This window comes from Hoeflea marina (assembly GCF_003182275.1).
In the GTDB taxonomy this organism is placed as follows: domain Bacteria; phylum Pseudomonadota; class Alphaproteobacteria; order Rhizobiales; family Rhizobiaceae; genus Hoeflea; species Hoeflea marina.
On the sequence record NZ_QGTR01000001.1, the window covers coordinates 495106 to 516774 of the forward strand.

19 protein-coding genes are annotated in these 21669 nt (G+C 63.1%); 7 read left to right on the forward strand and 12 right to left on the reverse strand.

Annotated elements, in window-relative coordinates; genetic code table 11:
* Positions 1–106 precede the first annotated feature (106 nt).
* From DFR52_RS02330 to bdcA, 9 genes are all read right to left on the reverse strand, one after another.
* Positions 107–910 (reverse strand): FAD binding domain-containing protein, encoded by an 804-nt coding sequence (locus DFR52_RS02330; RefSeq protein WP_110030297.1) that lies wholly within the window; start codon positions 908–910, stop codon positions 107–109.
* Positions 911–920: 10 nt separating this feature from the next.
* Positions 921–3308, reverse strand: a complete 2388-nt coding sequence (locus DFR52_RS02335; protein WP_110030298.1) for a xanthine dehydrogenase family protein molybdopterin-binding subunit — start codon at positions 3306–3308, stop codon at positions 921–923.
* An 11-nt stretch (positions 3309–3319) separates the two neighbouring features.
* Positions 3320–3793, reverse strand: a complete 474-nt coding sequence (locus DFR52_RS02340; RefSeq protein WP_110030299.1) for a (2Fe-2S)-binding protein — start codon at positions 3791–3793, stop codon at positions 3320–3322.
* A 15-nt stretch (positions 3794–3808) separates the two neighbouring features.
* Positions 3809–4915: an ABC transporter ATP-binding protein gene (locus DFR52_RS02345; protein ID WP_110031084.1), complete on the reverse strand. Its 1107-nt coding sequence runs from the start codon at positions 4913–4915 to the stop codon at positions 3809–3811.
* A gap of 13 nt (positions 4916–4928) precedes the next feature.
* The gene (locus DFR52_RS02350) at positions 4929–5780 is read right to left on the reverse strand and encodes an ABC transporter permease (protein ID WP_110030300.1); all 852 of its coding nucleotides are present in this window, start codon (positions 5778–5780) and stop codon (positions 4929–4931) included.
* Positions 5781–5812: 32 nt separating this feature from the next.
* Positions 5813–6676, reverse strand: coding sequence for an ABC transporter permease (locus tag DFR52_RS02355; RefSeq protein ID WP_110030301.1), 864 nt, complete (start codon positions 6674–6676; stop codon positions 5813–5815).
* A 100-nt stretch (positions 6677–6776) separates the two neighbouring features.
* A complete protein-coding gene (locus tag DFR52_RS02360) occupies positions 6777–8075 on the reverse strand; it encodes an ABC transporter substrate-binding protein (RefSeq protein WP_425351125.1) in 1299 nt (432 codons plus the stop codon).
* A 311-nt stretch (positions 8076–8386) separates the two neighbouring features.
* Entirely contained in the window at positions 8387–9322 is a 936-nt protein-coding gene (locus DFR52_RS02365) for a LysR substrate-binding domain-containing protein (RefSeq protein ID WP_110030303.1), read from the reverse strand.
* Positions 9323–9548: 226 nt separating this feature from the next.
* Complete coding sequence (gene bdcA, locus DFR52_RS02370) at positions 9549–10256, reverse strand: SDR family oxidoreductase (RefSeq protein WP_210205780.1); 708 nt, start codon at positions 10254–10256, stop codon at positions 9549–9551.
* A 79-nt stretch (positions 10257–10335) separates the two neighbouring features.
* Here bdcA and DFR52_RS02375 point away from each other — a divergent pair, with 79 nt between their 5' ends.
* A complete protein-coding gene (locus tag DFR52_RS02375; RefSeq protein ID WP_110030305.1) occupies positions 10336–10929 on the forward strand; it encodes a TetR/AcrR family transcriptional regulator in 594 nt (197 codons plus the stop codon).
* On the opposite strand, the gene DFR52_RS02380 is transcribed toward DFR52_RS02375, so the two are convergent.
* From DFR52_RS02380 to DFR52_RS02390, 3 genes are all read right to left on the reverse strand, one after another.
* Complete coding sequence (locus tag DFR52_RS02380) at positions 10873–11439, reverse strand: hypothetical protein (protein ID WP_110030306.1); 567 nt, start codon at positions 11437–11439, stop codon at positions 10873–10875. The genes DFR52_RS02375 and DFR52_RS02380 overlap by 57 nt on opposite strands.
* Before the next feature lie 111 nt (positions 11440–11550).
* Positions 11551–12480 carry a nucleotidyl transferase AbiEii/AbiGii toxin family protein gene (locus DFR52_RS02385; RefSeq protein WP_110030307.1) on the reverse strand — a complete coding sequence of 310 codons (930 nt, stop codon included), beginning with the start codon at positions 12478–12480 and terminating at the stop codon, positions 11551–11553.
* Positions 12467–13321 carry a type IV toxin-antitoxin system AbiEi family antitoxin gene (locus DFR52_RS02390; protein ID WP_110030308.1) on the reverse strand — a complete coding sequence of 285 codons (855 nt, stop codon included), beginning with the start codon at positions 13319–13321 and terminating at the stop codon, positions 12467–12469. Before DFR52_RS02390 ends, DFR52_RS02385 begins: the two co-directional genes overlap by 14 nt.
* A 155-nt stretch (positions 13322–13476) precedes the next feature.
* On the opposite strand from DFR52_RS02390, the gene DFR52_RS02395 reads away from it, so the two are divergent.
* The 6 genes from DFR52_RS02395 (at position 13477) to DFR52_RS02415 (ending at position 20759) form a co-directional block, all read left to right on the forward strand.
* Positions 13477–14316, forward strand: coding sequence for a protein NO VEIN domain-containing protein (locus DFR52_RS02395; protein WP_210205749.1), 840 nt, complete (start codon positions 13477–13479; stop codon positions 14314–14316).
* Between the two features lie 720 nt (positions 14317–15036).
* The gene (locus DFR52_RS02400) at positions 15037–16203 is read left to right on the forward strand and encodes a tyrosine-type recombinase/integrase (protein WP_110031086.1); all 1167 of its coding nucleotides are present in this window, start codon (positions 15037–15039) and stop codon (positions 16201–16203) included.
* Positions 16187–16957, forward strand: a complete 771-nt coding sequence (locus DFR52_RS24145) for a hypothetical protein (RefSeq protein WP_146215527.1) — start codon at positions 16187–16189, stop codon at positions 16955–16957. The genes DFR52_RS02400 and DFR52_RS24145 overlap by 17 nt, the downstream gene beginning before the upstream one ends.
* The gene (locus tag DFR52_RS25135; RefSeq protein WP_110030309.1) at positions 16897–17112 is read left to right on the forward strand and encodes a helix-turn-helix domain-containing protein; all 216 of its coding nucleotides are present in this window, start codon (positions 16897–16899) and stop codon (positions 17110–17112) included. Before DFR52_RS24145 ends, DFR52_RS25135 begins: the two co-directional genes overlap by 61 nt.
* A 148-nt stretch (positions 17113–17260) precedes the next feature.
* Positions 17261–18505, forward strand: a complete 1245-nt coding sequence (gene repC / locus DFR52_RS02410; protein ID WP_158284837.1) for a replication initiation protein RepC — start codon at positions 17261–17263, stop codon at positions 18503–18505.
* Between the two features lie 433 nt (positions 18506–18938).
* Complete coding sequence (locus DFR52_RS02415; protein WP_146215528.1) at positions 18939–20759, forward strand: hypothetical protein; 1821 nt, start codon at positions 18939–18941, stop codon at positions 20757–20759.
* Positions 20760–21669: the final 910 nt, after the last annotated feature.

Below are 21669 nucleotides of genomic sequence, written 5' to 3' on the forward strand. Positions count from 1 at the left end.
AGGCGAACCGAGCGCAGGCCCGCCTGGCCGGCCGTCGCCGGGGCGAGGGCAATGGCTGCGCGACAGTCGCTGGGTCGGGGTGCGCCGGGGCGTCCGGCAGCGCCGGTTAGCCCGGGCTGAGCGCCATCGCCACCGCGCGCCGCGCCATGACCATGACCAGCTGCGCCCGGTACTCGCTGTCGGCGTGGATGTCGGCCATCAGTCCGGAGGCGTCGATCGAGATCCGCTCCAGGGCCGACGGCTCGAAGCTCTCGCTGAGCGCCGTCTCGATGTCGCCGGCGCGAAACACCGCCGACGCCGCTCCCGTCACCGCCACCCGGACGGCGTCGCCGGTTTTGGCGACGAAGACGCCCGCCAGCGCATAGCGCGACGCCGGGTTGGCGAACTTGCAGTAGGCGGCGGCATCGGGGAGGGGAAACCGCACCGAGGTGACGATCTCGCCCGGCTCGAGCGCCGTTTCGAACATGTCGATGAAGAAGTCATCGGCGCGAATGCTGCGCCGGTCGGTGACGATGTCGGCGCCGAGCGCCAGCACCGCCGCCGGATAGTCGGCCGCCGGATCGTTGTTGGCGATCGAGCCGCCGATGGTGCCGCGGTGGCGCACCTGCTGGTCGCCGATGCGGCCGGCGAGCCTTGCCAGCGCCGGCAGCTTCGCCAGCACCAGCTCGGAGGACGCCACGTCGGCATGCCGGGTCGAGGCGCCGATGACCAGCGTCCCGCCATCCATGGAAACGCCGGACAGGCCCGCGATCCCGGAAAGGTCAACGATATGATCGGGTCCGGCCAGCCGCTGCTTCATCGTCGGCACCAGCGTCATGCCGCCGGCGAGCGGCACGGCGTTGGCATGCGCCGCCAGCAGGGCGACCGCGGCGCTGACGCTGTCGGGCTTGTGATAGGCGAAAGGTTTCATGTCGGCTCTCCTATTCCGCCGCGAGCCGGGCGCTCGAGCTGCGGATGATGTTCCAGATGTGATTGGGCGTGGCCGGCATGTCGACATGGCTGACGCCGAGCGGCTTCAACGCATCGACGACCGCGCTGATGATCGCCGCCGGCGAGCCGATCGTGCCGCATTCGCCGCAGCCCTTCACGCCCATCGGGGTGTGGGTGCAGGTGGTCGAATGCTGCTCGAGCAGGAAGTTCGGCAGATTGTCGGCCCGCGGCATGCAGTAGTCCATGAACGAGCCTGACAAGAGCTGGCCCGAGGTCTGGTCGTAGACGCCATGCTCGAACAGCGCCTGGCCGATGCCTTGCGCGATGCCGCCGTGCAGCTGCCCGTGCACGATCATCGGGTTGATCACCGTGCCGACATCGTCGACCGCCGTGTAGCGCATGATGGTGACGACCCCGGTTTCCGGATCGATCTCCACCTCGGCGAAATGCGCGCCGCCGGGATAGGTGAAGTTGACCGGATCGTAGAAGGCCTGTTCCTCGAGGCCCGGTTCAAGCGTTTCGAGCGGATAGTCGAACGGCACATAGGCCGAGCCCGCGATCTCGACGAAGCTCTTCTTGCGGTCGGTGCCGGCGACCGAGAATTCGCCCTTCTCGAAGATGATGTCGTCGAGCGCCGCCTCGAGCTGGTGGGCGGCGATCTTGCGGCCCTTCAGGATCACCTTGTCGTTGGCCTTGGCGAGTGCCGCGCCGCCCACCACCAGCGAGCGCGAGCCGTAGGTGCCCATGCCGAACTGCACCCGGTCGGTGTCGCCGCAGACGATGCTGACATCCTCGAAGGGCACGCCGAGATGGTCCGAGACGATCTGGGCGAAGGTGGTCTCGTGGCCCTGGCCGTGGTTGTGGGTGCCGATCAGCACGGTGACAACGCCCGAGGGGTGAACCCGGACGGTGGCGCTCTCGTAGAGGCCGCCGCGGGCGCCGAGCTGGCCGGCAAGGCGCGAGGGCGCCAGTCCGCAGGCCTCGACATAGGTGGAGATGCCGAGGCCGAGATACTTGCCGCGGCTTGCGGCCTCGGCGCGGCGGGCCTCGAAGCCCGCGACATCGGCCAGCACCTCGGCGCGATCGAGGCAGCCCCTCGGGTCGCCGCTGTCATACTCGACCAGCACCGGCGTCTGGTAGGGATAGGACTCGCGGGAAATCATGTTGCGCTTGCGGATCTCGATCTTGTCGATCCCCATCTCGCGCGCCGCCAAGTCCACCAGCCGCTCGACCACGAAGGTCGCTTCGGGCCGTCCGGCGCCGCGATAGGCGTCGACCGGCACAGTGTTGGTGAAGACGCATTTGACCTCGCAATAGATCGACGGGATCACATAGACGCCCGAGAGCAGCGGCGCGTAGAGATTGGTCGGAATGTTGGGGCCGAAGGTGGAGAGATAGGCGCCCATATTGGCGAGCGTCTTCACCCGCATGGCGAGGAACTTGCCGGCCTCGTCGAGCGCCAGTTCGGCCTCGGTGACATGGTCGCGGCCGTGGGCGTCGGAGACGAAGCCTTCGGAACGCTGGCACACCCATTTGACCGCGCCGCCAAGCCTGCCCGCCGCCCAGGTGACCACTGCTTCTTCCGCGTAGTGGAACTGCTTGACGCCAAAACCGCCGCCGACATCGGGGGCGACGACGCGCAGCTTGTGCTGCGGGATGTGCAGCACCATTTCGCCCATCAGCAGCCGGACCACATGCGGGAATTGGCTGGTCGTCCACAGCGTGTACTGGCCGGTGGCGAAATCGTATTCGCCGATCGCCGCTCGCGGTTCGAGCGGATTGCCGATGAGGCGGTTGTTGACGAGTTCGATGGAGGCGACATGGGCGGCGCTGCGGAAGGCGGCCTCCACTGCGGGCGCGTCGCCCAGATGCCAGTCGCAGCACAGATTGTTCTCGACCTCGTCGTAGATGGCGGGCGCGCCCGGCTTGAGCGCGTCGACAAGACCGACGACGGCGGGAAGCACCTCGTAGTCGACCACGACCAGTTCCGATGCTGCCTGCGCCTGTTCCTCGGTCTCGGCGACGACGAAGGCAATCGCGTCGCCGACATAGCGCACCTTGCCGTGCGCCATCGGCGGATGCGGCGGCTCCTTCATCGGTTCGCCGTCCTTGCCCTTGATGCCCCAGCCGACCGGCAGTCCGCCGACATTGTCGGCCTTCATGTCCTCGCCGGTGAAGACGGCGCGAACGCCGGGCACCGCGAGAGCGGCCGAGACATCCACCGACTTCAGGATGGCGTGGGCGTGCTCCGAGCGGTGAAAGACGCCGACCAGCATGTTCGGCCGCTTGATGTCGGCCACATAATTGCCGCGGCCGCGGACGAAGCGGGCATCTTCCTTGCGCTTGGGTGACGATCCGATTCCGATGACTTCCGACATGGTGTTCTCCCTCAGGATGCTTGCCGCATGGCGGCGGCGCCCGCGATGACCGACTTGACGATGTTCTGGTAGCCGGTGCAGCGGCAGATATTGCCTTCGAGCCACTCACGGATGTCGCTTTCGGCCGGGTCCGGGTTGTGGCTGACCAGGTCCAGCGCCGCCATCAGCATGCCGGGCGTGCAGAAGCCGCATTGCAGGCCGTGATTGTCTCGGAAGGCCTGCTGCATGGGATGCAGCGGGCCGGTGTCGCCCGACAGTCCCTCGACGGTGCGGATGTCGGCGCCTTCGACAGCGGGCGCGAGCAGGGTGCAGCTTTTCACTGATTTCCCGTTCACATGAACGACGCAGGCGCCGCACTGCGACGTGTCGCAGCCGACATGGGTTCCCGTCATCGACAGGGTTTCGCGGATCACTTCGCTCAGAAGCATGGACGGCTCCACCTCGACGGTGGTGGGGCGGTCATTGAGGACAAACGAGATTTTCATTCGAATACTCCGGTATCAGGCGAGCAGGTGGGCATGGTCGATCTGCCAGACGGCGAGGACACGATCGCCGATGGACAGGGCGTCTTCGAAGAAGCGGCGTTCCGGCACATAGGCGACGAACTCGTCCTCGCCGCCGGCCTCCAGCATCACCTTGACGAAATTCCCCTGGTATTCGACGCCGATCACAGAGCCTTCGATGGCGGTCGAGCCTTCCGGCACGCCGGCCCCGCCGGGGCGCAGGAGATCGATGTCGTCGCGGCGGACGGCGATGTCGAGCATCTGCCCGCTTTCGAGCCTGCGGCTCTGGACGATGGGAATGTTGATGGCGCTGAACCGGGCGCCGGCGAGCGTTGCGCGGACGCCGTTGACCTGGCCGATGGTGCCCGACAGCACGTTCTGCCCGCCGATGAACTCGGCGACATAGCGGTCCCTGGGCCTGGCATAGACCTCGGGGGCGGGGGCGGCCTGGCGGATCTGGCCCTTGTCCATGACCACGACCATGTCGGCGAGCGCGATCGCCTCCATCTGGGTGTGGGTGACATGGATGAAGGTGATGCCGAGATCGCGCTGCATGCGGCTCAGTTCCGCCCGCATCTTGATGCGCAGATGCTCGTCGAGCGCCGACAACGGCTCGTCGAGCAGCAGCACGCGCGGCTCGGTGATGGCGGCGCGGGCCAGCGCCACGCGTTGCTGCTGGCCGCCGGACAGCTGCGCCGGCAGCCGGTTGGCGAATTCGCCGAGCTGCACCTTCTCGATCATCGCGTCGACCTTGTCGTCGCGCGCGCCTTTGGCCATCCCGCGCACCCTGAGCGCAAAGGCGATGTTGTCGCGTACGCTCAGATGCGGAAACAGCGCATAGGACTGGAACATCATCGCCGTGCGCCGTTCCACCGGGTCGAGCCCGACCACGTCCTCGCCGCCGATCAGGATCTCGCCCACCGTCGGGTCCTCGTGGCCGGCGATCATGCGCAGGATCGTGCTCTTGCCGCAGCCCGACGGTCCGAGCAGGCAGCAATAGGCGCCATCGGGAATCTTCAGGTTGATCCCGTCCACGGCGTAGGTGCTGCCATCGTAGCTCTTGGCCACTCCGGCGAGCTCGATGTCGCCTTTTCCTGTGCTCACCGGCTTCTCCATTTCATTTGGCATTGTTGAGGCGCGCCGCGCTGCGCCGTTGCAGCATGACGATCGAGCCGAGGCTGACGCCGATGATGATGAAGGACACCACCGTCGACACTGTGCCGAGCGCATAGAGCGAAGGCGACGTCACATTGAGCGTCATGCTCCAGATTTCGAGCGGCAGCGTGTTGAGCGGACCGGCGGTCTGCAGTGTGCGGGCGAATTCGTCGTAGGACAGGGTGAAGCCGAACAGGGCGACGGCGATCAGCCCCGGGGCGAGGATCGGCAGGATCACCAGAATGATGGTCTGGGCGCGCGAGGCGCCGAGGTCGCGGGCCGCTTCCTCCCAGTCATTGTTGAGCCGCGACATCACCGCGAACATCACCAGGATGCCGAAGGGCAGCGTCCATGAGAGCTGCGCGCCGAGCGCCGAGGTGTACCAGCTGGTCTCGATCCCGAGCATGTTGAAGCCGAGGCCGATGCCGATGCCGAGGACGAGGCCGGGCGCAACCAGGCTCGCGATCATCAGGTAGAAGACGATCGTGTCGCCCCGGAAGCGCCTGCGGAAGGCCATGCCGGCCATGAACGAGACGACGACGGTGATCACCGTGACCGAGACCGCCAGATACATCGATCGGCTGAAGGCGCCGCTGACATCGCCGGCGCGGGTCTGCATGATCAGCTCGTTGAACCAGTAGAGCGAGACGCCGCGCATCGGGAACACCAGCCCGCCCTGCACATCCTGGAAGGACAGGATGTAGATCGAGATCATAGGGCCGTAGAGAGCGATCACATAGAGCGCGAAGAAGCTGGCGAGCACATAGAAGGTCCAGGGACGATCCGAACTCTTGCGGACCTTGCGTCTCATCATCGTCGTGCCTGTCCTGGCGGAGATCGGAGCGGTCACAGCGTGATCTCCCTGCGGATGTCGACGACGCGGAGGATGACGGCGACCATCAGCATGACGATGATGGTCAGGATCACCGCGCTCGCCGCGGCGGTTGGGTATTGCAGCACGCTGATGTCCTCGTAGAAGGCGCCGACCACGGAGGCCGTGCCGCCGCCCGACATCACTTTGACGACGAAGAAGTCACCCATGACGATGGAGACGACGAAGATGGCGCCGAGCGCGATCCCGCTCTTCGACATCGGAATGACGATCATCCGCATGATGTCCCAGCGGCCGGCGCCCGCATCGAGCGCTGCCTCGATCACCCGCTTGTCGATGCGGGCCATGGAATTGAAGATCGGCACGATCATGAAGATGGTGAGCTGGTGCACATAGGCGACCACCACCGCGAAGCTTGAATAGAGCAGGAACTCGAGCGGCTGGTGAATGAGCCCGGCTCCGAGCAGCGCCTGGTTGACCAGGCCTTCCTTGCCGAGCAGCGGGATCCACGAGATCATGCGGATGATGTTCGAGGTCCAGAACGGCACCGTGCAGACCAGGAACAGCCCCATGGCAATCAGCTTGCTGCGGACATGAAAGACCAGGAAATAGGCGACCCAGAAGCCGATGAAGGCCGAGAACACCAGCGTCAGCAGCGCGAACTTGATGGTCGCGAAATAGAGATTGTAGGTGAGCGCCGAAGTGGCGACATCGAGATATTTGCCGAGCGTGAAATCCATGAACATGCCGCCATAGCCGTCGGTCTGCATGACGCTGGCGACGGAGACGACGAGGATCGGCACGATGAAGAAGGGGACGAGCACCGCGAGAAGCGGTGTGACGTTCAGCCAGCCGGTCATGTTCCTGCTCAGTTTCATCACGGGCACTCCGGGGCTTGCGGGACGCCGGACCGGCGGTCCGGCGGGGTCTGCGCCCCGGGCCGATGTGCCCGGGACGCGGCGGTCGGGGTCTGCGCGGTCAGGCGACCTTGAAGTCGTTCCAGCGCTTGTTCATGTAGGCGGCCTCGTCCATCAGCGTGTTCCAGCACGAGATGTTGGTCACGCGCTCGACGAAGGAGCCGCCGTCGCGAACCGTGCCGGCCTTCTCCATCGGCAGGCCGTAGGGATCGGTGATCGCTTCCGGCGCTGGCTTGCCTTCGTACCAGTAGGCCCATTCGGTATCGGTCATGAACTTCTTGGCGGTCGAGGGCACCGGGCTGTAGTAGCCGTAGCGCGACACGAAGGCGCCCTGCCAGCCTTCGAGGTACCAGTTGATGTACTCGTAGGCGGCATCGAGCTTCTTGCCTTCGAGATGGTTCATCAGCCCCATGCCGTTGCACCAGCCGCGATAGCCTTCCTTGCCGTCCTTCTTGTTGACGGGTGCGTAGACGCAGGGAATGTCCTTGGTGCGAACGGCGGCGACAGCCGGTGACCACATCGACTGGATGACGACTTCGCCGGCCGCCATCAGCTGCACCGACTGGTCGAAGGTGGTCCAGGTGGCGCGGAAATGACCGTCGCGCTTGAGCTCGATGAGCTTGTCGATGGTCTTGTCGATCTCCTCCTTGGTCATGTTGCCCTTGTCGCCGTACTGCACCAGCCCGGCGCTCTCCATGCACAGCGCCGCATCCATGATGCCGATGGCGGGCACGTCGAGGATGGCGGCCTTGCCCTTGTATTTCGGGTCGATCAGGTCCTTCCATTCGGTAACCGGGTGATCGACCAGATCGGGGCGGTAGCCGATGGAATCGGCGTTGTAGACCTGCGGCACGTTGGTGAGCCACTCGGCGACGCCCGCGTGCAGCTCGGTCGAATCCTTCTTCTCGAGATAGAGTGCCGCGAAGGGCGAGATGCCCTGGTTGGCGATCTGGCTGCCTTCGAGTTCGCCCTTGGTGAAGATCGGCAGGAAGTTGTCGAACTGCTTGATCCTCTTGGCCTCGATGCCCTGGATGATGCCGCGCTTGGCGGCGAGCTTGGCCTGCCAGCCCTCGAGGTCCGCGATGTCGACGGAGTTGGGCTGGGTGATGAAGCGGTTGATCGACGCCGAGGTGTCGAGATTCTGCATCGTCACCTTGAAGCCGAGATCCTTGGCCGCCTGGTCGCCGATGGCCTTGACCACCGAATAGGAGACGCCGACATGGCGAAGTTCGATGTCCTTGATTTCCTGCGCCCAGATCGTCGGGAAGCCGGTGATCACGCCGGATCCGGCGGCCGCGCCGGCCGCGGCTGCGCCTGCCTTGAGCAGGTTGCGTCTTGAGATGGTCTTTGACTTGGTCATCGTGCACATTTCCCTGTTTCGAGAACGAGAGGCTGCTCTGCCACGGCGACTAGACGAATATTTCGCGAGATCACAAAATGAGAAATGAAAATGCCATCCATAAGCACCGCAAATATGATGCTTTTTTCATCATGCACTGCACAAATTTGCTTCAGAGAGCCCTGTAAAGGCAGGGAATTGATCGATGGATCGGCAGTCGAAGGTCTGCCGCAGGCAAATCGCGGACGGGGAGGGGGTGAAATATTTTTCTATTTTCTCCGGAACGCGCCGGTGCCGCCCCTGTCCGCCGCCGGTGGGGGCGGCACAGGCGCTCATTCGGCGTCGGCGTCGGCGGCCGTGTCGCGGCCCTGGGCTGCGGCCTGCAGCGGCTTGAGGAAGTCGGTGCCCGGGCCGAGCGGCAGGTAATGCGCCAGGTAGTCGTGCAGCGCGTTGGCGGCGGCCGACTTGGTTCCCGGCGCCTTGTAGAGCAGCAGGTCGACCTTCGGCAGCGCCGGATAGTCCGGGCCGCGCACGATCTCGCGCATGCCCGGCACCAGCGCGCTGCGGCCGAGCACGGTGACGGCCATGCCGGCGAAGACGGCCGCCTGCAGCCCGCTGACGCTCTCGCTCACGCAGGCGATGCGCCAGGGATGCTGCACGGTCTCCAGGCACTCGATGGCGTGGTCGCGGTAGATGTTGCCGGGCGGCAGCAGCGCCAGCGGCACCGGCGTCTCCATATGGGCGGAGGAGTTGTCTCCAGTCATCCAGATCAGCTGTTCCTGCCGCACGACGCGGCCGCCGGAGAAATCGTTCATCCGGGTGACCAGCGCCAGGTCGACCTCGCCGCGATGCACCAGGCGGACCAGCGGCGTCGACAGCGAGCACTGCAGCTGCACCTGCACCCGCGGGAAGGCCTGGCGGAACAGCGCCAGCACCGAGGGCAGGATGAAGGCGGCGTAGAGATCGGGCGTGCCGAGCACCACCTGGCCCTCGACGTCGGGCGCCTGCAGCCGCGAGATCAGCTCGTCGTGCAGCCGGATGATCGAGTTGGCGTAGGAAAGCACCAGCGCGCCGTCGGGGGTGAGCAGCATGCGGCGGCCCTCGCTGCGGAACAGGTTGAAGCCGCAGATGTCCTCGAGCCGCTGCAGCTGCAGCGTGATGGCCGGCTGGGTGCGGCCGAGCCGGCGCGCGCTCTCGGTGATGTTGCCGGTCTCGGCCACGTTCTGCAGCGAGCGCAGGATGCGGATATCCAGGCTGAGCGTGTTCATCGCGGAAATCCTGTCGCCGGGGTCCAAGGTCACCCGATGTCAAGCAATCGCCATGCCACATAGGCAGAAGGTCTGAGGTCCGGGCGGGTGACAGGGTGCGGGGGCGGCGGTGGCGGTGGCAGGCATGGCCCGCGCGCCATCAGCTTCGCCCGGGATGAACCGGGCGAAGCCTGCGGTGAGCACAATCCTCTGCCGCGCTGTGGACGGCCGTTGCGGCCCGCCCGGTTCAGGCGCCGAAGGCGCCGTCGATCGTGTGCATGGCGCCGGTGACGAAGCCGGCCTCGGGGCCGGAGAGCCAGGCGACCATGCCGGCCACCTCTTCCGGGCGGCCGTGGCGCTTGAGGGCCATGAAGCTGTGCATCAGCTCCTTCATCGGCCCGGCCTCCGGATTGGCGTCGGTGTCGATCGGGCCGGGCTGCACCACGTTGATGGTGATGCCGCGCGGGCCGAAATCCCGCGCCAGGCCGCGCGCCAGGCCCTGCAGCGCCGATTTGCTCAGCGCGTACGAAGCCATGCCGGGCACCGGCATGCGGTCGCCGTTGACCGAGCCCATGATGATGATCCGGCCGCCCTCCGGCATCCGCCGCGCAGCCTCCACCGAGGCGTGATAGGGGGCGAGCACATTGATGCGGAAGAGCCGGTCGATCTCGTCGGGATCCTGGTCGAGCGCGTCACCGAAGACGGCGATGCCGGCATTGACCACCAGCACGTCGAGCGCGCCCATGTCGCGCACCCGGGCGAGCACCGCGTCGCGGTCGGAGCTGTCCGTCATCACCGCCGTGCTGCCGGTCTCGCGGGCCAGCTCGAGCGCCGCCTCGCGCGATCCGGCATAGGTGAACGTCACCGCCGCGCCCTCCGCCGCGAATCGGCGGACGATCGCGGCGCCGATGCCGCGGCTGCCGCCCAGCACGAGGACGGATTTTCGGTCAAACATGGCCATCAGGCTCTCCTTGAGTTTTAATGTAGTCTGCGTTACATAAACAACCCGAACCGATCGTCAAGGCAAATATGTAATGACTCCTACAAAAACGTCCCGGCCGCGCGGCCGGCCCCGCGGATTCGACCCCGACGCGGCGATCGCCACCGCGCAGCATCTCTTCCATGCGCGCGGCTTCGACCGGGTCAGCGTCTCCGACGTGACCGACGCCATCGGCATCAACCCGCCGAGCTTCTATGCCGCCTTCGGCAGCAAGGCGGGGCTCTACGCGCAGATCCTCGACCGCTACCAGCATAACGGCGCGCTGGATCTCGACGCGCATCTGCGCCCCGACAGGCCGGTGGGGCAGGCGCTCGCCGGCCTGCTCGAGGAAGCGGCCAGGCAGTATGTCGCCGATCCGGTGGCGACGGGCTGCCTGGTGGTGGAGGGGACGCGCTCGGCGGACGACGAGGCGCGCGAGGCGGCCTGCGTCTTCCAGCGCCAAGCCCTGGAAGCGATCCACGGCTACATCGCCGCGCGCCACCCCGGCGAGGCGCAGGCGCTCACTGATTTCGTCGGCATCACCATGACCGGGCTGTCGGCTGTCGCCCGCCGCGGCCAGGGCCTCGACCGCCTACTCTCCACCGCCCGCCTGGCCGGCCTCGCGATTGCCCAGGTGCTGCCGGAGTGAGTGGTGGCGGGGCGGGGCGCGTTTTCGGGTTCCAGGGTGGATGGACACTCGCCTCGTGGACAGCAGTGACTGCAGAACGAGTGTATATAAATCACGTAGCGTCGAAAGCGAGGCAAAGTTGGAAAAATCGGCAACGACCATCGCCAGCGTGTAGGCAAGAATGACGAGACCGATGATAACGATGACGGCGTTCAGGATTTTGGTCACGGGGGCGTATTTTTCTGAACTCTCGTTCACCGCCGGCATCATGAACACCAGAGTCAAGAACGGGAGCATGAGAAGCTCGACCGCGAGGTGGACGGTGTAGAAATTCACCAGGAACTCGACCACGACAAAGAACTTCAGGTCGTCAGTGATCCATTTGCCGAAGAAGCCCGGATCGTGAGTTGATCCCACCCCCACAGGCCGAGACGCGCCCCGACACCAGACAATGCCTGCGACGTAGAGGCCGAGCAAACCCGGGACGATCAGACTCTTCCCATGTCTCAAGGCGCACCAGACCTCGCGCATCGCGGGGTGGACTGGCGCCTATGAGAGGGACGCCACCAGGGCGATTCCTGTCCAGACAAGCGAGGCAATCTCGCGTGAGTTGAGATCCATATCTTCGCTCTGCCGGAAAACTCAGGTCTTGCTGTCAGTCGGACCTGCGAGCGCCTCTTCGAGCCGGGCGACCAGACGCGCGCGCTTGTCCGGTTCCAGGCCATCAAGGTTTCGCTGCCGCCACAGAATGGCCGGAAGCGTAGAGGCATGCGGTATATTGAGCAGCGACCAGTCCGGCTCCCCGCGCTCGAAGCCGATCAGGAATTGTCGGTGTCGATTGGGCATGCCGCTGATTACGGTTTTGATCAGGGCGTTTTGAGCCGCGATTAGATCCTCGATGGCAATGGGTATCTCGGTCATTCCTTCGAAGCCGTTCTTGTATTCAGTTGCGAGGTTCTTCGTGCGCCCGGACAGAACCTCGCCCATTGGCCGATTATGGCTGAGCATGTAGACGACAAAGGCTTCACGCAGGTCATCGGTGATGCCTTCGTTGGCTAGCAGATCGCGAACGTCAAAAAGGTCGCGGGGGTGTTGGCGGTCGAGGGCTGCCACCAGCTTGCCCGCATAGAGGTCAGAGAAGGACACGACATTGATTTCGGCAAAGCCAAAGGCGTCTTCCACGGCTTGTGACACGCCACGTAGTTGCGGCTCGAACACCGTCCCGCGCGTAACAGGCGATAGCTCGATCTTGATCTGAACGCCATCAGCACGGACCAGCAGCTTGGTCACAGCGCCCTCGGTTAGCGTTCGGGTAACCTGCGATCCGGCAATGCTTTTGGTGACTGCCGCTTCAACACGTTTTAGCGCCGTATCGATCTCCGCCAGAGAGTCCACGCGCGAACGCACGCGCAGGTACATCAGATCGATATCGACCGAGAGGCGCGGCATATCACGAATGAAGAGGTTGATGGCCGTGCCGCCCTTGAGCGCGAAACAGTCCTCCGCTGCGACGAACGGAAGGATACGCAGAAGCAACGCCACCTGGCGGCGGTAGGTCTCATTGATTGGCATCGAGGTCCCCCGGCACGGTGATTTGATAGACCGGGTCGTAACGGCCACCTTTGGCGAGCATGCGCTTGCCCGAGCCTAAGTCGATGGCACTGCGATCGAGGCGCTTGAGCCATGCGTGCCCTTGGCGGTCGGCGAAGAAGAAGAACAGACGTTTGACCTTCACGCTCGCGCAGTCGGCAAGAAGCTTCTGCATGCGGCGCGGGCTCAAGGTGGAGAGGCCCTCCATTATCTTATCGGCATGGTGAAAGCTCTCCCGAGAGGGCAACTCGTCGAGCAGTTCGAGGACGGCGCGCTCGGGCGTGGACAGGGTGAGCGGCCAATCCCACTGACCCCACGCCATTGACGTGACATCGCCGCCCTGAAGCCGGGTGAGATCGCGCCCCCGATTGGATTTTACATCCCAGGCAAGGCTGCTTATGCCGTAGTGGACTGGGTTATTGTGGAAAAGCCTGCGATCGTTGTGATAGACGAAGCGTTGGTCCAATGGCAGTTTGTGTACCCATGTCGGTGGTGCCTTTGGCCCGTAAAGATGCACCTCGCGTATATCCTGCGAGAGATAATGGGTCAGTCCTTGCAGTTCGAGCGCCGTGCGACCGCCTACGATCAGCGGTGAATATTCGAGGATGGTTTGCAGGGATATGATGACCTGCTGCCATTTGAGAGGGCCGCGTATGCGGCCATAGACGCCGCGCGTCGGCTGCGAGAGCCAGCCGTTCTTGGCGTAATAGGTACGCAGGTTGCTGGCGTAGCCGCGCTTCTCAAGCCAAGCGCCATCAACCAGTAGCCCTTCGGGAAGGTCCTGCTCAAGTCGGTTTAGTCGGGGCGTATTCTGCTCAACCATGTTGAGTAGAATAGCGCCTTTTCAAACTGCGGTCCAGTTCATGTCTGCCCCGGTAGACTCAATGGAATTGAGCATCTCAGACGAAGTGCAAACCGGAGCCTCGGGCGCTTGGCAAGCGGGAGGGATTCCCGCACCCTGGCCGGAAGGGGGCTTTGGTGGCGTATGATTCGAAGGCAGGGTCGGATTGGACGGATGACGAACTCGACGTCATCGTCGCCGACTATTTCTCAATGCTGGGCCAGGAGTTGGCCCGCCACCCCTATGTGAAGTCCCATCACAATGCTGCCGTCGCCGGAGCTATAGGCAGATCGCGCGGGTCGATTGAGTTCAAGTACCAGAACATCTCGGCGGTGCTGCATGAACTGGGGTTGCCCTGGATCTTTGGATACAAGCCCGCCGTGAACTTCCAGAACGCGCTCTTTGATGCGATCGACCGGCACCTGACGGGCAATCGCGATGAGGCGTACCGGCAGGCACCGACCAGAGTGTTGCATGTGGCCGAGCCTCAATCGGTCTTTGTTCCGATGCCCCAGGCAGAAGATCCGCCCTCCAAGCGTTCAGCCGGGCTGGAGCGCCTGGTGCGCAAGTTTGATCCTGTTGAGCGTGATTTCAGAAACAGGGAGCTCGGGAAGGGTGGGGAGCAGTTCGTCCTCGATATCGAACGCCAGCGACTGATCGATCAGGACCGCTCCGACCTGGCGAGAAAAATCCGCTGGGTCTCTATGGAGGATGGGGATGGTGCGGGGTACGACATCCTCTCATTCGAGCCGACGGGCACCGAAATGCTGATCGAGGTGAAGACCGCCAACGGCGCGGCCAAAACACCCTTCTTCCTGACGCGCACGGAAGTGGAAGTCGCCGAAGAGCGCAAGGATGCGTGGCAGCTCTACCGCGTGCACCGCTTCGCCCAGACCCCGCAGATATTCACCGTCAACCCGCCGCTCGCCGCCGCCTTGCGACTCGACCCGGAAAGCTGGCGGGCTGCTATTCGCTAAGACTGCGCGCGTTGACATGCGCGAATGCTTGAACGTGCTGCAGGTTAAGCAACCAAGGCCTGTCCTTCGGGTCCAGTGTACGCGCGACCTCAATGATGGCTTAGGTTCAAAGACAGAATTATGCGGTTCTCCTAATGCATGTCGCCCGAAAGTGTGCAGCGGTTTCGGGATCACGACATGCATAATTACAAAGAGCTAAAGCACATCGCGAGAATGCGAATTCACGCGATGTGCTTTAGGTGGATCGGTGGGTAGCGGTGTCTCCGGCTTCAGCAGTTCGAGCATGTGAAGCAGCGCCCAAAATTCGGGAAACTGGTCCCCCGCGTTAGAGCCGCGTGCACCGCGAACAAAAGGAGGAACGGAGCGCTTGAGCGCGGGCTGTCGCGGGCCATCACGCAGCCTGGATTTGCGTCACTCGACAGGCTCCACCTTGCCGTTCAAGCTGATGAGCGGTGGTCAGACACGGAAAGCGCGATGGCGGAAGGTGAAGGACGAAGTTCGAACCCGGCGCCACCTGCGCAGGATTGGCGTGGCGGCTGCGCGCAAACAAAGCTGGCGGAGGAGGTGTCCGACGAACCTCGATTTCTGTTGATTTTTCAGTGTCTGTGATTGTGTTGCCAAGGCATTGTGATATCACAATAAAATGGCTTCATTCATCCACTACGATTTTTCATCGGCTGCTTCTGCCCACGCTATTAAGTGCACACAGAAGTGCACACGATGAGCAGGACCATCCACAAGCTGACCGACGCCTTCGTCAAGTCCGACCGTCTTTCCGACGGCAGGTACAGTGACGGCGGAGGGCTGTATCTGAACGTCAAGCCCGGCGGTTCGAAGAGCTGGGTTTTCATGTTCAATGTGAGCGGCAAGCGGCGGGTCGCAGGGCTCGGTCCGTATCCTGCGGTCAAGCTGGGGGCTGCGCGGAAGAAGGCCGAAGAGTATCGCGCGCTGGTGGCGGCCGGCGAAGATCCCATCGCGCTTCAGCGGCTGTCGGAGGAGCCGACATTCGCCGAGTGCGCTGATCGGTTCCTTACCTCCATGGAAGGGCAGTGGCGCAATGAGAAACACCGGCAGCAGTGGCGCATGACGTTGGGCGAGGCATACTGCAAGCGGCTGCTGCCGATGCGTGTGTCTGCCATAGCCACCGACGACGTGCTCGCCGTGCTGACGCCGGTGTGGCAGACAAAGGCGGAGACGGCTTCCAGGATCCGCGGCCGCGTGGAGCGGGTGCTCGATTATGCCAAGGCGCGAGGTTGGCGGTCGGGCGAGAACCCGGCGCTTTGGCGCGGTCATCTGCGCAACATCCTCCCACCTCGAGCCAAGCTCACACGCGGCCACCACGCGGCGATGGGCTATGCCGATGTCCCCGCGTTCGTGATCCGGTTGCGCAGCCTCGCGGCGATGGCAGCACGGTCGCTGGAATTCTTGATCCTCACCGCAGCGCGGTCAGGCGAGGTTCTTGGCGCCCGTTGGTCCGAGTTTGATCTGGACCAGATGGTCTGGACCGTGCCCGCCGCGCGCATGAAGGCGGGGCGACCGCACAGGGTCCCGCTCAGCAAACGGGCAGGCGAGTTGTTGACCGAATTGCGCGTGAGCAGCCAATCGGAATTCGTTTTCCCGGGACAACGGCCGGGCCGGCCGCTCTCGGGCATGGCCATGGAAATGCTGCTGCGACGAATGAAGCTGGTTGATGTAACTGTGCACGGGTTCCGAAGCTCATTTCGGGACTGGGCGGGTGAGGAAAGCGAATTCCCGCGAGAGATTGCTGAGGCTGCACTCGCACATGTCGTGGGCGATGCTACCGAGCGTGCCTACCGCCGGGGCGACGCCTTGGCCAAACGACGAGAACTCATGGAAAGCTGGTGCCAGTTTGTCGAAACTCTCTGATGAAGAAGAAAGATATCTTGAATCGCAGGTGGCTACCCGCGCTGCAGCTCTACACCTTTTGCAAAGTGAACTTTTTGCCTCGACCGTCAGTCATGAACCACCTGGCCTCTATGCTCCAAAGCCACAGATTTCTGTCGTATCGGAGCAAGATCAGTTTGTATCCAAAGACATGATCTCAATTGAAAAGGCATTGCAGTTGTTCTTGCTCAGGCGCGATGTCGAACCGGCACCCGGCATGACGGTGCTGGAAGCATTGGTGCGCGCTGCTTCAGAGCATCCTGAGATCGCACCAACCGCGCCGCCAAAAAGGAAAAGGGGGCAACCAGCTGGTGGCGACATTTTCGATTTTGGCAGGGCATGGGATTATCTCGTCGCTGCCGGACAAATAGCAACACTGCTCGAACTAAGCGGCATAAAAAATGGTTCACAAGAGCGCATTTGCCGAGAGATCATCTGCCGCACTTGGGATGCGAAGGGAGTCGCGTACGTGCCCGAGGACGTTACACCGGAGGCTCTTGATGTTGAAACAGTCAAATTCTCCACCGCAAAAAGTACCGTCTCAAAATTCACGAGAGCCGGAAAAATCAGCATTGCGGACGTTAGAAAGAAATACCCATTACTTTCTAACATACAACGAAAAAAGGTTGCGTATGAATGGGCACTGTCACAAACCGAGATGGAGGCCTACCCCGAATGGACCACAATTTACAAGAAGCACAACCTGGTAAAATCCCTGTCGAAAAGGTCGCGCTGACAATCCCTCAGGCGACCCAATTCTCCGGCCTCTCCCGCTCATATCTCTACAAGATATTCGGCACCGGTGAACTTGCGCGGCTCAAGGCCGGCAAGCGCGTTCTCGTGATGCGGGTCGACCTCGAGAACTATCTTCAGTCAATCCGCAGCCACTAAATCCCACAAAGCAAAAAAGCCCCGACGCCATAAAACGTGGGAGCTCTTTGATAGTCTCAGCAACTCTCAAAGACCATCTCCGCGGCTCTATGTCAAGAACATGCGCTTTTGCGCAGGGGCTTTTTGCGTCCAAAAAAAGGACTGCAAAATGAGTGCAACAACTCACAATATCGGCCTCCGCAGGGTGACCCGACAACCGCAGAAACTGCCGTCAGGCAAGAGGCCGCCCTTGGTCTCTGCCCACGAGCCGGTCATCTCCCCAGAGGGGGTTGATCGGTGGAAGCTTCTGGACCTTCTCACCGATAATCGCAGGGCATTCGGATTGAGTGCGTCTGAAATTGCGGTGGTGAAGGGGTTCTTCAAGTGCTTCCCCAAGGGCCGACTGCCGGTCGGTAAACCCCATCGGATCGAGGCCAGCAACAGAAAGCTGCAGGGCAACGCAGACCACATGCCTTCCTCCACCTTTAACCGGGTGCTGAGGCTTCTGGAGAAGAAGGACTACATCTCTCGCGGCCATTTCGGCAACGGGAAGCGAAAGCCCGCCTTCGGTTCCGACGCATTTGCAGGTGACGCATCCGCTATCGACATCCGACCGCTGATTGATCAGGCCGAAATGATTGCTCACCAAGCTGGCATCAGATGCGTGGAGGAGATCCGGCAGGAGGAGTTGAGGACGCGCATCAAGGCGATCCGCCCGGAGATACGCGACCTGATCGCGTGTACTTCATTGCCCCCCACCTCAGCGGTCATCGACGTACTTGATCGCTACACCGGGGACTACCGACTGCCTCGAAGAGCGAGCAGTTGCGAACTGCAGAAAATGCTCGACCAGCACTGCGATGACAGGGACGCACTGATGCTCAATACGGGCAGCTCAGGTGCTCACTTTGGGCATCCCATCCATAAGTCAAACACTGAAGTTAAAAATATTGAATCCTACCTGAGCGCCGATGGATTCAGAAGGCGCGGCGAAGAACCCGAAAGTGGCACTGCTTCGCTCGCGAATGGACCATCGGTCGATGTCCAGCAGATCGGGCGCCTATGTCCCGAATTGGTTGACTACCTGCAAGGGCAACAGTTGAGCGCTCCAGGTATGTTCGCTGCCGCGGACCTCGTTCGTACGTTTTTCCTTGTCGGCGACAAGCTCTGGGAGAGCGCCGTATCGGCGAGCACACAGGTAGCCTCGATCCTTGCGGTGGCAATTGTGCTTCGAGATCAAGCTAATATCCGGAACCACGGGGCCTATCTCGGCACCATGCTCAGAAACCTCGTGAACGGCAGTCAGGATGAAGCACGGCTTCTGCGGACTCTGCAGAGCAAGCAGTCGCAATCCCATGAGGATTCCTATCCAGTTGAAGCGAAAGGCAGTTCGTCAAAACCTTATAAAACCTGACATTTCGATTTTTCTTGCGGAAGCGGTGATGCTCCGCTCGAAACAGCGCCGGGCGGAAATTTCCGCCCGGCACGACAGTTCCGAAGGAACAGCGCCTGCGATGGACGTTGCAGAGCAGTTCAAACAAGCTGCCCCGCGGGTGATGCAATCTGGCAGGGCTCGACCGTTTCAGGCACGGAAACGCCTGGGCCGGTTCCCGCCGTGCGGTGAGGGCGCTGTCATCCGTTCCCCCGGCGCGGCAAGGCTGTCTTGCCGCTCGATCTCGAGAAAGCGCCACAGGTTGTCGGACATATACCGGTTGCAGCGCGCTCCATTTGACACTTGTGGAATGGATGCGCTGCATTAGAGTTGCTGAAGACAGCCTCGCGGAGATCATGGGCCGCGGGTGCGCCGAGACCGGCGCCCGGCTGCCGGCAACTTGGGAGATGGACCATTGAAATCAGGCGACATTCCTGTTCGCGTGTTCAGGGAAATCCTGTTGTTTCCGCTGCGCCTCGATCATCATGCCGATAAGCCGCTGCTCAACGACCATCTGGCCGGGTTGGACGGCAAGATCTGGAAGCCTCTCGGGGATCCGAAGACCATCGGGCGCAGCCGGATTGCCGCGGAATCCGACCGGGCTTACGAGAGCGACGCGGATCACAAGCGCCGCAACGACTATGCCGAGCTTGCCTATTTTCACCCCTATGTGCAGCGCTTTCTGTATGAGGAGGCCAGCGCGGGGCGCGGCCCGCTGCTCACCACCTATGCCCGGGAAGGGATCGACAGGCTGGTCGTGACGGCCGGATACGGCTTTGGCGGGATACCCTGGACGGCAACCGCCTCGGCCCATTCCTTTTCATTGGAATTGCTGGTCGAGCGCATCCATTGCCACCATGTCCGCGAGCCCGGGCTGCTGATCTTCTCGGTGGAGCTGGTGGCCGACCAGAATGCCGATGTCCGGCGCTTCGGCGAGGATGGCGGCCTCATCGATGACGCCCGCGGGCTGAGCCTGGCCGAAGTGCTGGTGGTCAAGGATTGCCTGCGCCGCGTCTTTCCTCCCTATTTCGAAAAGCTCGGAACTCCCGGGCGCACGGGCGGCGGCGGTGCGGTCGCATGGAACCGGGCATTGTTTCCCTCCTCGGTCGAGCTGGCTCCGGCCGGCAGCCAGGAGGGGCAGATCTTCGCTCTCGACGTGGCGACCGCCAATGCAATGGCCGACCAGATGCTGATGCCTGAGCGGCTGCACCCGGTGGCGCCGTGGTGGAGGGAAGTGTTCAAGGGCTTCAACATCGACGGCAATGCCCTCGGCCCGCAGCTGTTCCAGACCGGTGACGAGCGGATGCAATCGCTGTCGTTTGTCGCGGTCGGAGAAGCCGCCGCGGTCGAACGCCCGGATCTCGTCCGCCTGTGTTTCGCCGACGGTCCCGGGAATGGCTACCCCTACGACCCGGCATTCCTTGCGGAATTCGAGAAGGACCACTGCTACGACCGGTTCTGGGACCAGGGCACGCGCTACATGTTCTCGTCCTATTCGACGACGCTTCTGGTGCAGACGCTCGGAGGCGACTTCTTCCCGCTCCAGGTGCTCCAGGAACATCTGCGGCGGCATTATTTCCGGCTGCAGCTCATGGTCCAGATCAACAAGACCGGGCTGCTCGCCTTCTCCTCCTGGCTCTCGGCGGCGATGCGGCTGCATGGCAGCCTGCGCTCGTCGCGCTACCGCCGCCAGGTCAACGACCTCAGGCGCGGCTTTCTGGAATTCAGCCAGATCAGCTGGTTTTCCAATGTCTCCAACCAGGAGCAGGCGCGCGAGCTCTACGCCGCGATGATGCGCCATTCCGGCAATCCGGATCTCTACCAGGAGGTGGCGCGGGAACTCGAACAGGCGCGCAACGAGCTGGCCGAGATCGAGACCGAGAAGCAGTCCGAAGCCGGGGCAGGGCTCAATGTCATCGCCCTGGTGGCCTCCGCCGTCGGCCTGTTCCTCACCTATGCGCAGGTCGCCGGCGGCGTGTTTGCGGCGGGCGGGGCTGCCGCGGACTGGTTCCATTCAGTGCTGGGCGGTGTGTTCATGGTGGCCGGCGTGGCCGCCTTCTATGTCACCCGACAGTTCTACGAGGGCAAATGGAAGCCGCGCCGCGGCGACGGCCTCCCGGTGAAGGCCCGGATCCGCGACCTCAGGCGTCCCGCCTATCTCCTGTCGATCGGCGCGGTGGCCGCCGGTGCGGTGATCCTCGTCTGGCAGGGGCTGGCCCGTCTCTGGCCAGGCTGAGCCCGGCCGGCGCACCCTTCCCCACCCTGGCACGGGAAGGCGACGCCTGCCTGCCGGAGACCCACGCGGCGAACCCTTAACCCGGCGCGCCGCTGCGACTGCGCGATAGCGGGGGGCGGGTGGATCACTCGCTCGCGCGTCATGGCCATTCTGTGGCTGTCGGCGCATTTGGCGCAGCCCTGAAAACCCTGGCTTCGATGATTTGCACCACCACGGTGTCGGTCTGTCCACTCAACGTGGTCACTGCCCGGTCAGCTCAAATTCGCCGACGTGTACCCTGTGAAAGAAAGTCTCTATCCACTCAACGTGGTCACTGCCCGGTCAGCTCCATCAGCCATCCACTAGGTGGAGCAAACGGGGTCTCTATCCACTCAACGTGGTCACTGCCCGGCCAGCCTACCCCTTCGCAATTGCCTGTCAAGATCGGGGTTTTCGGCGTGGTTTCCAGCGTAGCGGTCATCGCGCGGCGGTGACGCGGAACGGAAGACGAACGGTGGCGCGTGGCATGGGCCGAATGCCTTGTCCGTTCAGATGCTTGGCGGAGATTCCAGCATGGAATCGCCGAATGGCCATGCCCGGGCCGTGGGCGGCGGTGCTTATGACTTCACCAGCGGGCGATGAGGCGATGAACGCCGCGCGGGGAGGGAGGGTGCGGCACATGCGCCCGACCGGCCGTTCCCTCAACGGGGTCACTGCCCGGTCAGCCGTCGGCGCCGATCCGTCCGGAGGTGCGGCCACAGTCTCTATCCACTCAACGTGGTCACTGTCCGGTCAGCAGGATGACAGCGCCGGCCACGATCCGAAAGTGTCTCTATCCACTCAAAGTGGTGACTGCCCGGCCAGCGGAACCCGTGCGTTGCGTGGCTGTGCTCGGTAGTGTGCCGAGAGTTCTGCAAATTGTCTGAGAGGG

Coding starts and splice junctions, on each gene's coding strand:
- DFR52_RS02330 (WP_110030297.1), bottom strand. CDS start 910: ATGAAACCTTTCGCCTATCACAAGCCCGACAGCGTCAGCGCCGCGGTC.
- DFR52_RS02335 (WP_110030298.1), bottom strand. CDS start 3,308: ATGTCGGAAGTCATCGGAATCGGATCGTCACCCAAGCGCAAGGAAGAT.
- DFR52_RS02340 (WP_110030299.1), bottom strand. CDS start 3,793: ATGAAAATCTCGTTTGTCCTCAATGACCGCCCCACCACCGTCGAGGTG.
- DFR52_RS02350 (WP_110030300.1), bottom strand. CDS start 5,780: ATGATGAGACGCAAGGTCCGCAAGAGTTCGGATCGTCCCTGGACCTTC.
- DFR52_RS02355 (WP_110030301.1), bottom strand. CDS start 6,676: ATGAAACTGAGCAGGAACATGACCGGCTGGCTGAACGTCACACCGCTT.
- DFR52_RS02360 (WP_425351125.1), bottom strand. CDS start 8,075: ATGACCAAGTCAAAGACCATCTCAAGACGCAACCTGCTCAAGGCAGGC.
- DFR52_RS02365 (WP_110030303.1), bottom strand. CDS start 9,322: ATGAACACGCTCAGCCTGGATATCCGCATCCTGCGCTCGCTGCAGAAC.
- bdcA (WP_210205780.1), bottom strand. CDS start 10,256: ATGTTTGACCGAAAATCCGTCCTCGTGCTGGGCGGCAGCCGCGGCATC.
- DFR52_RS02375 (WP_110030305.1), top strand. CDS start 10,336: ATGACTCCTACAAAAACGTCCCGGCCGCGCGGCCGGCCCCGCGGATTC.
- DFR52_RS02380 (WP_110030306.1), bottom strand. CDS start 11,439: ATGCGCGAGGTCTGGTGCGCCTTGAGACATGGGAAGAGTCTGATCGTC.
- DFR52_RS02385 (WP_110030307.1), bottom strand. CDS start 12,480: ATGCCAATCAATGAGACCTACCGCCGCCAGGTGGCGTTGCTTCTGCGT.
- DFR52_RS02390 (WP_110030308.1), bottom strand. CDS start 13,321: ATGGTTGAGCAGAATACGCCCCGACTAAACCGACTTGAGCAGGACCTT.
- DFR52_RS02400 (WP_110031086.1), top strand. CDS start 15,037: ATGAGCAGGACCATCCACAAGCTGACCGACGCCTTCGTCAAGTCCGAC.
- DFR52_RS25135 (WP_110030309.1), top strand. CDS start 16,897: ATGGACCACAATTTACAAGAAGCACAACCTGGTAAAATCCCTGTCGAA.
- repC (WP_158284837.1), top strand. CDS start 17,261: ATGAGTGCAACAACTCACAATATCGGCCTCCGCAGGGTGACCCGACAA.